This is a genomic window from Azospirillum agricola (assembly GCF_017876095.1).
Taxonomy (GTDB): domain Bacteria; phylum Pseudomonadota; class Alphaproteobacteria; order Azospirillales; family Azospirillaceae; genus Azospirillum; species Azospirillum agricola.
Genome location: NZ_JAGINM010000007.1, coordinates 344,810 through 356,510 on the forward strand (window position 1 = coordinate 344,810; position 11,701 = coordinate 356,510).

The 11,701-nt window shown below is 68.3% G+C and carries 12 protein-coding genes, 2 tRNA genes and 1 pseudogene; 6 read left to right on the forward strand and 9 right to left on the reverse strand.

Annotation, left to right across the window (positions count from 1 at the left end):
- The first annotated feature begins 13 nt into the window (after window positions 1-13).
- Window positions 14-1,243, forward strand: coding sequence for a diaminopropionate ammonia-lyase (locus J2847_RS13230; RefSeq protein ID WP_209779403.1), 1,230 nt, complete (start codon window positions 14-16; stop codon window positions 1,241-1,243).
- 25 nt (window positions 1,244-1,268) lie between these two features.
- On the opposite strand, the gene J2847_RS13235 is transcribed toward J2847_RS13230, so the two are convergent.
- Window positions 1,269-1,964 carry a Clp protease/crotonase-like domain-containing protein gene (locus tag J2847_RS13235; protein WP_209779404.1) on the reverse strand — a complete coding sequence of 232 codons (696 nt, stop codon included), beginning with the start codon at window positions 1,962-1,964 and terminating at the stop codon, window positions 1,269-1,271.
- A 216-nt stretch (window positions 1,965-2,180) separates the two neighbouring features.
- Between J2847_RS13235 and gatB the strand changes: the two genes are divergently transcribed.
- Both gatB and J2847_RS13245 read left to right on the forward strand, forming a co-directional pair.
- Entirely contained in the window at window positions 2,181-3,632 is a 1,452-nt protein-coding gene (gene gatB, locus J2847_RS13240) for an Asp-tRNA(Asn)/Glu-tRNA(Gln) amidotransferase subunit GatB (protein ID WP_209779405.1), read from the forward strand.
- Between the two features lie 157 nt (window positions 3,633-3,789).
- A complete protein-coding gene (locus tag J2847_RS13245; protein WP_209779406.1) occupies window positions 3,790-5,547 on the forward strand; it encodes a PAS domain-containing sensor histidine kinase in 1,758 nt (585 codons plus the stop codon).
- 54 nt (window positions 5,548-5,601) lie between these two features.
- On the opposite strand, the gene J2847_RS13250 is transcribed toward J2847_RS13245, so the two are convergent.
- Window positions 5,602-5,838, reverse strand: a complete 237-nt coding sequence (locus tag J2847_RS13250; RefSeq protein WP_085556878.1) for a hypothetical protein — start codon at window positions 5,836-5,838, stop codon at window positions 5,602-5,604.
- A gap of 230 nt (window positions 5,839-6,068) precedes the next feature.
- Here J2847_RS13250 and J2847_RS13255 point away from each other — a divergent pair.
- A tRNA-Ser gene (locus tag J2847_RS13255) sits at window positions 6,069-6,160 on the forward strand.
- A 66-nt stretch (window positions 6,161-6,226) separates the two neighbouring features.
- Window positions 6,227-6,303 (forward strand) — tRNA-Pro (locus tag J2847_RS13260).
- On the opposite strand, the gene J2847_RS34920 is transcribed toward J2847_RS13260, so the two are convergent.
- Genes J2847_RS34920 through J2847_RS13285 form a run of 5 tightly spaced genes read right to left on the reverse strand, consistent with a single transcriptional unit; the run spans window position 6,254 to window position 8,827 of the window.
- A complete protein-coding gene (locus tag J2847_RS34920; protein WP_209779431.1) occupies window positions 6,254-7,579 on the reverse strand; it encodes a tyrosine-type recombinase/integrase in 1,326 nt (441 codons plus the stop codon). The two genes, J2847_RS13260 and J2847_RS34920, sit on opposite strands and share 50 nt — an antisense overlap.
- Window positions 7,576-7,944 carry a helix-turn-helix domain-containing protein gene (locus tag J2847_RS34925; RefSeq protein WP_209779407.1) on the reverse strand — a complete coding sequence of 123 codons (369 nt, stop codon included), beginning with the start codon at window positions 7,942-7,944 and terminating at the stop codon, window positions 7,576-7,578. Before J2847_RS34925 ends, J2847_RS34920 begins: the two co-directional genes overlap by 4 nt.
- A 4-nt stretch (window positions 7,945-7,948) precedes the next feature.
- Window positions 7,949-8,278, reverse strand: a complete 330-nt coding sequence (locus J2847_RS13275; protein ID WP_209779408.1) for a LexA family protein — start codon at window positions 8,276-8,278, stop codon at window positions 7,949-7,951.
- A gap of 10 nt (window positions 8,279-8,288) precedes the next feature.
- Window positions 8,289-8,651 carry a hypothetical protein gene (locus tag J2847_RS13280; protein WP_209779409.1) on the reverse strand — a complete coding sequence of 121 codons (363 nt, stop codon included), beginning with the start codon at window positions 8,649-8,651 and terminating at the stop codon, window positions 8,289-8,291.
- The gene (locus tag J2847_RS13285; protein ID WP_209779410.1) at window positions 8,648-8,827 is read right to left on the reverse strand and encodes a hypothetical protein; all 180 of its coding nucleotides are present in this window, start codon (window positions 8,825-8,827) and stop codon (window positions 8,648-8,650) included. Before J2847_RS13285 ends, J2847_RS13280 begins: the two co-directional genes overlap by 4 nt.
- Before the next feature lie 209 nt (window positions 8,828-9,036).
- Here J2847_RS13285 and J2847_RS13290 point away from each other — a divergent pair, with 209 nt between their 5' ends.
- A complete protein-coding gene (locus J2847_RS13290) occupies window positions 9,037-10,041 on the forward strand; it encodes a hypothetical protein (protein ID WP_209779411.1) in 1,005 nt (334 codons plus the stop codon).
- Between the two features lie 169 nt (window positions 10,042-10,210).
- Here the strand turns inward: J2847_RS13290 and J2847_RS13295 are convergent, their stop codons facing one another.
- Complete coding sequence (locus tag J2847_RS13295) at window positions 10,211-10,408, reverse strand: hypothetical protein (protein ID WP_209779412.1); 198 nt, start codon at window positions 10,406-10,408, stop codon at window positions 10,211-10,213.
- Between the two features lie 39 nt (window positions 10,409-10,447).
- Window positions 10,448-11,521 (reverse strand): annotated as a pseudogene (locus J2847_RS13300) (IS5 family transposase).
- Window positions 11,522-11,701: the final 180 nt, after the last annotated feature.

Sequence of the window (11,701 nt, forward strand, 5' to 3'; positions counted from 1 at the left end):
GGAGAGCGAATCGATGCCCGAAGCCCTGTCGTCCTGCATCCCCCGCCTGGTTTCCAACCCCAACGCCGACCGTGAGCGTGCCTACGGCCCCTCGGAACGCGCGATCCTGAGCCGCGCCGCCTTCGATGAGGCGATGGCCGAGATCGGCGCCTGGCCCGGCTACGCGCCGACGCCGCTGCGCTCGCTGCCCGGTCTGGCGCGCGAGGCCGGGATCGACCGGCTCTGGTACAAGGACGAAAGCGGCCGCTTCGCGCTCGGCAGTTTCAAGGCGCTGGGCGGGGCCTACGCCGTGCTGCGGCTGATGGCGCGCGAGGTGACGGCGCGGGTTCCCGGCGTGCCGGTGACGGCGCTCGATCTGGTGGTCGGGCGCTACGCCAAGGTGACGCGCGCCTTGACCGTGACCACGGCGACCGACGGCAACCATGGCCGCTCGGTCGCCTGGGGCGCCCAGGTGTTCGGCTGCAACTGCGTGATCTATGTCCCCGCCGCCTGTTCGGCCGGGCGGCGCGAGGCCATCGCCGCCTATGGCGCGAAGGTGGTGGTGGTGGACGGCCCCTATGACGACGCGGTGCGGCGCGCGGCGGCCGACGCGGCGGCGAACGGCTGGTTCGTGGTGTCCGACACCTCCTACACCGGCTACATGGACATCCCGCGCGACGTCATGCAGGGCTACAGCGTGATGGTGGAGGAGGCGCTCTCGCAGCTTCCCGCCAGCGAGCGGCCGACCCATGTCTTCGTCCAGGGCGGGGTCGGCAGTCTGCCCGCCGCCGTCTGCGCCCATCTGTGGGAGAGCCTGGGCCGCCAGCGCCCGCGCCTCGTCGTGGTCGAGCCCCACAACGCCGATTGCCTGTATCAGAGCGCGCTGGCGGGGCGTCCGGCCCGGTCAAAGGGCGGGCTCGACACCGTCATGGCCGGTCTGGCCTGCGGCGAGGTCTCGCTGTTGGCCTGGGCGATCCTGGAACGCGGGGCCGACGATTTCCTGACCATTCCGGACGAAGGTGCCGTCCGCACCATGCGCAAGCTGGCCGACGGCGAGCATGGCGGGCGGGCGATCGTCGCCGGGGAATCGGGGGTGGCCGGTCTGGCCGGCCTGCTCTGCGCCGCCGCGCACGAGGATGTCCGTCACGCGCTCGGGCTGGCGCCCGACGCGCGGGTGCTGGTGTTCGGGACGGAGGGGGCGACCGATCCGCAGGTCTACGAGCGGCTCGTCGGCCGCTCACCGGAGGCGGTCGCGGCGGCGTGAGCGGGCGCGGCCCTTCCGGCCGGTGTCAGCGGGTCAGTTCGGTGACGATGTTGGCGCCGTCGGCGGTCAGCCGGTCGGCCTTCTCGCGGTAGTCGAGGGTGCCGGAGAAGCCGCCGGCCGCCTTGACCCGTTCGACCCACACCGGCGAGGCGCCGAGCGACACCAGCCGCTGCACCATCGTCTGTGTCGAGCGCATGGTCATCCGGCCGTTCTCCGCCATGCGCGGGGCGTGCACCATGAACTCCGCGCTGGGCGCCGCGTAGCGCGGATAGCCGGCGAGGTAGAGGCCGACGCACATGCTCTCGCAGGATTCGCCGCCGCGCACCCGCGTGGCGATGGAGCGCCCCGACTGCCGCTCGGCCAGCACCGCGTCGATCATCCTGTAGCCGGCCGAGGTGAAGCCGCCCGGGCTGGACAGTTCGACCACCAGCGGACGTCCGGCCGGCAGGCCGCGCAGGGTTTCGGCGAAGCGCTGCTCGACTCCGGCGGTGATGATTCCGTCGACCCGCAGCACGGTGGCGCCGCCCTGCTCGGAGCGGCTGAGGGCCGCGTCCGGGAACTCGCTGGCAACGCGCTCGGCGGCGGGCGGGGGGGCGGGGTGCGCCACCGCCATGGCGGCCGGCGTGTCGGCGGCGAAGCCGTGCGTGGCGGCGCCCATCGTCAGCAGGGCGCCCAGGCCGAGCCACCGTGCCGCCGTCCGTGCCGCCGTCTTCACCGCCATGACCGAACCTCCTTGCTGCTGGGTCCAGCGTGGCGGTGAAAGCTTGCCTGATGGTTAACGGAGGTCTCCGGGGCTGTCGCGCAATGGGGGTAGCGTCCGGCCGGCGTGATAAAGCGTGCGCCGCCGCGCAAAGGGCGTTAGAAGAAGAGTGGGATTCCAAGGGACTGCCGGGCGCCGTCCGGCCGTCCCCGCGCCAGAACGTCGAAGAGCGGAACGATGTCGTACATCCAGGGTGAAACGGGCGATTGGGAAATCGTGATCGGGCTTGAGGTGCATGCCCAGGTGATTTCGAACGCGAAGCTGTTTTCCGGCTCCGCCACCGAGTTCGGGGCGGCCCCCAACAGCCAGGTCAGCTTCGTCGACGCCGCGTTCCCCGGCATGCTGCCGGTCATCAACGAGTATTGCGTCGAGCAGGCGGTCCGCACCGGGCTGGGACTGAAAGCGCAGATCAACCTGCACTCGGTGTTCGACCGCAAGAACTACTTCTACGCCGACCTGCCGCAGGGCTACCAGATCAGCCAGTTCCTCCAGCCGATCGTCGGCACCGGCGAGATCGTGCTGGACCTGCCCGACGGCACCAGCCGCACCGTCGGCATCACCCGCCTGCATCTGGAGCAGGACGCGGGCAAGTCCCTGCACGACCAGCACCCGGCCAAGACCTACATCGACCTCAACCGGTCGGGCGTCGCCCTGATGGAGATCGTGTCGGAACCCGACATGCGCACCTCGGAGGAGGCCGGCGCCTACCTGCGCAAGCTGCGTTCGATCCTGCGCTACCTCGGCACCTGCGACGGCAACATGGAGGAGGGCTCCATGCGCTGCGACGTGAACGTGTCGGTGCGCAAGCCGGGCGCGCCCTTCGGCACGCGCTGCGAGATCAAGAACGTCAACTCCATCCGCTTCGTCCAGGCCGCCATCGAGTACGAGGCGCGCCGTCAGATCGAGGTGATCGAGGAGGGCGGCACGATCAAGCAGGAGACCCGCCTGTGGGACACGACCAAGTTCGTGACCCGCTCGATGCGGTCGAAGGAGGAGGCGCACGACTACCGCTACTTCCCCGACCCCGACCTGCTGCCGCTTGAACTGGAGGCCGACTGGGTCGAGGCGATCAGGAACACCTTGCCGGAGTTGCCCGACGAGAAGAAGGCGCGCTTCATCGACGACTACAAGCTGTCGGTGTACGACGCCGGCGTGCTGGTGTCGGAACGCGCCAAGGCCGATTACTTCGAGGCGGTCGCCAAGGGGCGTGACCCGAAACTGGCCTCCAATTGGGTCACCGGCGAGCTGTTCGGCTATCTGAACAAGGCTGGCAAGGAGATCGAGGACAGCCCGGTCAGCGCCGAGAATCTCGGCGGCCTGATCGACCTGATCGCCGACAACACCATCTCCGGCCGCATCGCCAAGGAGGTGTTCGAGGCGATGTTCGAGACTGGTGAAAAGGCCGCCGACATCGTCGAGAAGAAGGGGCTGCGGCAGGTCACCGACACCGGCGCCATCGAGGGCGCCATCGACACGGTGATGGCCGCCAACGCCGACAAGGTGGCCGAGTTCCGCGGCGGCAAGGACAAGCTGTTCGGCTTCTTCGTCGGCCAGGTCATGAAGGCGACCCAGGGCAAGGCGAATCCCGCCCTGGTCAACGAAATCCTGACCGCCAAGCTGAAGGGCTGACGCCGCCGACGCCACGCGCCGTCCGGCCAAGCCTGTGAGAAAGCCTCTCCCGTCGCGGGAGAGGCTTTTTTCTTGGGGCGGGCATTCCGTCCGGCCAAACGGCGGGATTGGATTTTCCGGACTGCTGTGGCCACTATCTCTCGGATGGGGAGGGGCCATGACGGACGAGGGGGTGATCGTCGCGCTGGCGGCGCTGGGCGTCGGCATGCTCCTCGGCGCTGTTTCGGGAGCCGCGCTGGGCTGGCGGCGGGGGCAGCGCCATGGACACCGTTCCACCGGCAGCGCGCTGCTCGAACGCGAGGCCGCCGTCCATCGCGGTATCATCGGCGAGCGGCTGGAGATGGCGCTGGAGGCGACCGGAGCGGCGGTTTGGGACGCCGATCTGGTGGCCGGCACCTGCTGGTGGTCGGACACCTTCCCCGCGATGCTCGGCTATGCCGATGTCCCGCCGATGCCCGCCGATTTCTGGGAACGGCGTCTGCACCCCGACGACCGCGAGCGGGTTCTCGCCCACATCGCCGCCCATCTCGGCGGCGAGACCAGCAGCTACGCCTACGAATACCGCATGCGGCACGAAAGCGGCGGCTGGATCTGGATCGCCGCCAAGGGCCGGGCCTTTCGTGACGGCGAGGCGCGCGCGGTCCGCTACGCCGGGATCATGAGCGACATCACCGAATCGCGGCGGCAGAGCGAGCGCCTGCGCGCCAGCGAGGAGAGGCTGCTGAAGATCATGGAGGCGGCGCCCATCGGCCTGAACCTGACGACCCGCGATGGGCGCTGGCTGTTCTGCAATGCCCAGTCCGTTCATCTGCTGGGTCGCGACCGTGCCGAACTGATGCGGACGCCGATCCCGGATCTTTACGCCGACCCGTCCGACCGCGCGGCGCTGATCGCCCGATTCGACCGCGAGGGGCCGTTCCGTGACGCCGAGATCCGCTTCCGCCGGCCGGACGGTGCCGTGGTCTGGGTGCTGTCCTCCTGGAACATGATCGAGTTGGACGGCGAGTCGGCGCTGCTGACCTGGCTGTATGACATCACCGACCGCAAGACGGCGGAGGCTTCCTCGATTCGCGCGCGTGAGGATGCCGAGCGGGCGCTGACCGACCTGCGGGCCGCCCAGGAGAGTCTGATCCAGGCCGAGACGATGGCGTCGCTGGGCCAACTGGTCGCCGGTGTGGCGCATGAGATCAACACCCCGATCGGCATCGCCCTGACCGCCGCCAGCCACATCGGCGAGCAGGCGCAGATGCTGCGGGACCGCTTCACCTGCGGGACGCTGCGCCGATCCGATTTCACCGATTTCCTCGACGGGCTGGGCGAGAGCGCCCGGCTGATGATGGCGAACATCGACCGCGCCGCCTCGCTGGTCCAGAGCTTCAAGCAGGTGGCGGTCGACCAGTCTTCCGGCGACCGCCGGGTCTTCGACCTGCGCGGCTACATCGCGGAGATCCTGTTCTCGCTGCGTCCCCGGTTGAAGCGGACCCGGCTGACCGTGACGGTCGAGTGCACCGAGGATCTGATGATGGACAGCTTTCCCGGCGCGCTCGGTCAGGTTCTGACCAATCTGGTGATCAACGCCATCGTCCACGCCTATGGCGACGGCGGAACGGGAACGATCCGAATCGCCGGGCAGGCGGATGGCCCGGACCGGGTGCGGATCGACTTCATGGACGACGGCGCCGGAATCGAGCCGGAGCATCTGTCGAGGGTGTTCGACCCCTTCTTCACCACCAAGCGCGGGCAGGGCGGTTCGGGGCTCGGCCTGCACATCGTGTTCAACACGGTCACCGGGCCGCTGGGGGGCACTGTGTCGGTGCGCTCCTGGCCGGGGCAGGGGACCCGCTTCACCCTGCTCCTGCCGCGCGAGGCGCCGGCCGCTCAGCCGCAGCCGGTGGTAGCGGCGGCCTCTCCCTGACCTTCGGGCCTGCCGAGGTGGATCATCGGCCGCCGGTCCGGAGCGCCGGACGGGTCAGGCGGCGTGCAGTTCATGCAGTTGCAGGTGTTTGGGCCGACGGCCGCGGCGCTTGGGCGCGGCCAGGGCGGCGGCGCTTCCGTTCTCGCCCCGAAGTTCCGCGTTCAATTCCTGCACGCAACGCATCAGGAGTTCCTTTTCCCGCATGTCCTCGCGGTCGGTGACCTCCAGGCAACTCAACTTGATTTCGACGAGATCGATCAGCGTTTCGGCGCACCGGCGTGACAGGGTCATGGTGTCCTCCGCGGCAGGCGGGTGAGGCGGTTCACCCGAAGGGTTCGTTGCTCATGCTTCCATTCTAGCCCGTGGAGATTAAAAAATGACTAAAATTTTATACAGATTTATCTCACTTTCTTGGCTGTTCTAATCTTTTGAATTTATGGTTTGTAAGCGTTGACAAGGGGCCGGTCGGGCCGCTAGAAACCCACCCACGCCAGCCGCACCGCAAGGATGCGGACCGGGTTGGAGGGGTGGCCGAGTGGCTGAAGGCAACGGTTTGCTAAACCGTCATACGGGTTAAACCGTATCGTGGGTTCGAATCCCATCCCCTCCGCCACGACCAGGAAAGCTTCCTGGTCAAACCGTTCGGAACCAAGCCACAGGAATACTGCGGTTTGTTTGACGGAGCGTAGCGCAGCCTGGTAGCGCATCAGACTGGGGGTCTGGGGGTCGCAGGTTCAAATCCTGTCGCTCCGACCAGTTCCGGACGGATCGGAAAAGCCTTGGAACCCAACGGTTCCAGGGCTTTTTCTTTGCCCTGTTCCGGGGTGGATGGCGAGGCATCGGCGGTGGCTGTTTGCGACTCCTGTTTGCGAGTCCGTGGGGTTGCCGGGTTGGCGAACGCCTTCATCGGGATCGCCTCGACCGCGTTGCGGGCCGCTTCATCGGCCACCCGCAGGTATCGCTTGGTGGTCTCGTAACTCCGATGCCGGGCAAGCTGCTGGGTGACGGCCGCCGTCGCTACATGCGCCACGGCGGTCACGTAGCTCGCTTTGGTGTCGTGGAAGCGATACTGCAACCCCAGGGCCTTCATGGCGGTCTGCCAAGCCCGCTTCGGGTTCTTCACCGGCTGGCGCTTCCCCTTCTCCCCGCGCTGGTAGGTGAGAAGGTGCCGCTGCTTCCAGTCGCGCGCCTGGGTGACGAGTCGGATCAAGACCTCCATGGCTTCCGTGCCGGCCGTGACGAACTCGGCACGGTTGGCCTTCGTGGAACTGGCCTCCAGCCAGACACCGCGGTTCTGGAAATCGATTTGCTCGATCGTGAGGCTGAACACCTCGCCCTTCCGGAAGCCCATCAGGCGGGCCAGCACGACGCCGTCGGCAAGGTGCTGGGGAACCCGCTCGATGATTGCCCGGAGGTCGTCGTCGGAGACGGGGCGGGGCAGGTGTTCCGGCTCGGCCAGCCGGGGAACCTTGGGCAACTCGGCGAGGAGCGGGCGTCCGCCCGAGTCCTTCAACCCATGCGCCAAGCCCAGGGCTTCGCCGAGACAGATGAGGTAGCGGTTGATGGTCGAGTCCTTGCGCTTCCGGTTGCTGGGCCGGTACAGGTCCGCCGGATCCGCGTTGGGGTCCCGCTTCTTCGAGCCGCCGACATAGATCATGACCGGTTGCTCGCGCGACCACGCCACGTATTCCCAGATGTGCTGTTCGGTGAGGTCCGACACCGGGGCATCGGCGCCGAACCACGTCAGCATCTCGCGAATGTAGGCCGCTTCGTTCGACCAGTTCTTCCCGCCACGCTTGCGCGTTGCGAAGGCGGCAAAGGTCTGGGCCAGCGTGCAGGCGCCGGGCGGAAGTGCCCGCGGCTGCTCCTTGGACGCCTCGACCTTCAGCGCCTCCTCGATGCGCTTCGCCTCGGTCTTGGTTTTCGCCGGCTCGCCGGACGCTGGATCGACGCAATAGCCGGCATGCCGCTGGCCATTCCGGACGAAGTTGTACATCCAGCGTCCACGCGCCTTGTTCAGGTAAACGGTCATCCTCGCCGCCGCGTTGTGGGTTTCGTCACCGCAGGCTGCGCCAGGACCCCCATTTCCCGCAAGGCGGCAAGGGCTTCCCGATGGGCTGCCGTCACCGGCGCCGGCTTGGCAGCCTTCGGCGCCGACCGCTTCGTCGCCGGCTGGATGATGCCGCGCTGCCGGTAAGCCTCGATCGAGGCCACGGAAATGCGCACGCCGCGCTTGCCGAGTCGGTGGCCTTCCAGTTCCCCCTCTCGGAGGAGCTGTCGGATGTGGCTCTCATCCGCGTCCAGCAGCGTGGCGGCGGTCGCCACGCGGACGGAGCGGTCCAGCCCATAAAGGCTCTCGCAAACCGCTGGATCGGCCGCTATGCGCAGTGTGGCCACCTCCTCACGCCCCCTCGGTCAGGCTGGCCTGATACGCGGCCTGAAGCGCGCCATCATCGAACCGGCCCACGAACTCCAGGCCGACGTCCGGCAACATGGGCGGCGGCAGAAGGAGGCGGATCCGTGGCGGGCGGACAGCCAGTTCGATCCAGCCCTTTTCCTCCAGGCTGCGCAGCACTCTGCTGACGCCGCTTTTCCCAACCAACTCCAGCTCGCAGCCGATTTCCAGGTACGTCGGCTGCAGGCCCTGCACGTCGACCAGTTCATGCAGGACCTGTAGCGCCTCCAACTGGCAGCGGGTAAGAGGGATGGGGCCGGTCCACGCTTGGGCCATGACCAGCCCCTCAGTCCTGGCGGAGGATCGCGGCCGCAACGGCGTCGCGGTGGGCGCCGTGGGCGAAATCAAGCAGGCGCCAAGCGCCTTCGTCACCGGTCAGCTTGTCGGCAAGATTGCTGAAATCGAGCGCCGCCAGCAGGGCGTGCAAGACCACGCGCTCTCCGGTGGACAGCACGACGTTGAGCTGTTCGGCGACATCCCACAGCTCGCCGTCCATCTTGTCGTTGTGGGCCACCGCCAGCGACCGCAGGGCAGCCCAACCGGTGCAGTTGGCCAGCCGGTCGGAGGGGAGGCCAAGCCGGTGGAGCAGATCGCCGCCGGGACCGGCGAGGAAGTCGGCAAGGGTGAGGGTGACGGTGGGCTTCTTCACAGCAGCTCCTTTCGCGCCAACTCGGCGCACTCCCGATGCATGTGGGCGGTTTCAAGCAGGCGCTTGTGAAGCTTGGGCAGTGCCGTCCGCGCAGCCCTGCTTTCGGCGGCCCGCGCCTCCTCCAGGTTCCATTGGACGAGGCGGACAACGGCGCCGGCTTGCTCGACCTCGCCCATGTCAGTTCCTCACCGCGCTGGCGGTGAAGCCGCGCCCGTGCGCCCGCAGGGAACGGCTTCACCGCCGGCTGGCCCGACCGCCGCCGGGGATAGGACAGGTATGCGCCATGAGCACCGCAAGACCGCAGCCCGACACGCGCGACTCCGCGCGACGGCCCCGCGCGACCATCGCCCGAATCGGCCGACCGCTGGTGGGGGGAGGGCGCGCCATGAGATGGGTTCGCCTCTACAACGAGACCACCATGGACCCGAAATGGCGGCTGGTCGCCGCCGACAGCGGCCAGCCGGTGTTCGCCGTGCTGGCGGTCTGGGCCGCCATGCTGTGCCACGCCTCGGGCATCGAGCCGCGCGGCACGCTGCTGGGGTGGAGCGACCGCCTGATCGGCGCGGCGCTCGATCTGCCGGCGGCGGCCGTCGCGGCGATCCGCGCCGCGATGCAGGGCGTCACGCTGGACGGCGACCGCCTCAGCGCCTGGGACAAGCGCCAGTTCAAGAGCGACCACAGCGGGGCCGAGCGGATGCGCGACCACCGCGCCCGCAAGACCGCCGCCGGGGAACCGGGGAAGGCCGCGTCGCCGGCCGTGACGTCACGCCCTCTGCGCGCGACAGACTCCAGAATCCAGATTACAGAAAGACAAGAATCCCCCCAAAGCCCCCCGCCGCCGGACGATCCGCCGCTCGACCGGTCGTCGCTGGCGGCGGATTTCGCCGAGTGGTACGGCCGCTACCCGCACCGGGTCGGCCGGCCCGCCGCCGAGCGGGCCTACCGCGCCGCCCGAAAGCGTGGAGCGACGCGGGAGGATCTGCTGGCCGGGGCGATCCGCTACCGCGAGCGGCTGGCCCATCCAGAGGCACCCCGGCCCTGCAACCCGGCGACCTGGCTGGCACAGGAGCGCTGGACGGACGAGCCCATGCCGCCGGTCCCCGATTCGCGGATCAAGGCCTGCGGACGTTCACCGGAGCCGGCGACGATGGGCGCGTACCCCCCGTCGAGGGCGGCCATCGAAGCCATCCTCGCGGAGCGCTGCCCCCGCCTGCACCCGATGCGAATCCGCGACTTCGCCCAGCAGCTCGACCAGTGGTTCAGCCGGGGCCGCCTGGGCTGGAACAGCTTCTGGGGCGATCCGCCCGACAGCCCGGACTGCGAGATCCCAGCCACGGCCATCGCTGCCGTCCGCGCCCAGCTCGGCGCCAGCGTCGAGGGGAGGGCGTGAGCCACGCCCGTCCAGCCCGGCACCCTGTCACGCCGCTGGCGCGACCGGCAGCTTCGCCTGGACTGGGCGATCCGCCGCGTTCCGCGCGCCACCGGCCGGTGCAGCCCCAGCGTGAGGCGGACGCCCTCTATCGCGCCGTCCAGGCCCTGCGCGCGGCCGGCAATCAGGTCTATCGCTGCACCGGATAGACGAGCGTCTGTTGACCACGGCGGACCTGATCCGGCTGCGCCATGCCGATCCGCGTTGCCGACAGCCTTAACAGGCTGCGGAAAAACGAACATATTCTGGCCTTTTCCACCGCTAAGGCTTGAAAATGGCGTTTGCGACGGCCGTTTTTATCAGAATGGAGCGCCTTTTCGCGCTCCAAGGCTCCCGGAACTGCCGTTCAGGCGGACTCCGGGCGTGATTATGCCGCCGCCAGCAGCTTGGGCAGGCGGATCAGGTTGTAGGCGGTGGCGGTCAGGGTGAACATCCAACCGACGTGGGCGGTGCCGCGATGGCGCGTTTTGCGCAAGCCGGCTCCCTTGATCCAGCCGAAGACCTCCTCGATCCGTTTGCGAATTCTTAGGCTGACGGCGTAGCCGGGGTGATGGGTGGTCCGGCCATCGATCGCCGAACGGCGGTTGCTCGTGTTCTGCGCGACATGGGGGGGCCGCGCCCAACTCGCGCATGTTCGCCACGAAATCCTTGGTATCGTAAGCCTTGTCGGCGCCCACCGTGATGCGGTGGCGGCCGGGGATGGCCTCGACCATGGAAGAAACCGCCGCTTCGCGTTCAGCCAGACCGGTGGCCGCGGTGAGCCGGACATCCACCACCAGGGCGTGGCGGTTCTCCATCAACGCATGGCCCATGAAGGCGAGCTTCGCCGGTTGCCCTTGCGGTACAGCCGGGCCTCGGGATCGCTGGTCGACGCATGGGTCTCGTTGGACCGCTTCTCACCATGGAAGTCGCGGTCGCCGTTGCGCCCCGGCCCCGGCGGCTCGCCGCTGCCGTCCTTGGGCCGGAAACTCTTCACCGAGGCCCAGGCTTCGATCAGCGTGCCGTCCACCGAGAAATGCTCGTCCGACAGCAGCGCCTTGACCTTCGGCTGGCCCAGCACGGTGGCCAGGAACTTGGCCGCCACATCGCCGGCCAGGAGGCGCTCGCGGTTCTTGGTGAACACGGTAACATCCCACACCGGGGCGTCCATCGACAAACCGACGAACCAGCGGAACAGCAGGTTGTAGTCGAGCTGCTCCATAAGCTGGCGTTCCGAGCGCACCGAGTGGAAGGCCTGGAGCAGCAAAGCCCGCAGCAGCTTTTCCGGCGGGATCGACGGCCGCCCGATCTTGGAGTACAGCCCCTCGAATGCCGGCGACATCACCTCCAGCGCCTCGTCCACGATGGCCCGGATCGCCCGCAACGGATGATCGGCCGGAACCCGAGCCTCGCAGCTCACGTAGCTGAACAGACTCTCGCTGCGTTCGTCCGAACCCCGCATCATCCCCTCACAGGCCGCGTTCTCAACGACCCAAGGGAATCACGACCGACCTGCCAGGAACAGCCCTTTTTCCGCGTCCTGCTAGCACTACTTTGGCAGTTCTACTCCCGCCGGTGCGGGACGAGCCAGCACCGACAGCAGGGACATCGGAGCGGCGCGCAGGTGAGGATCTGCGCGAGA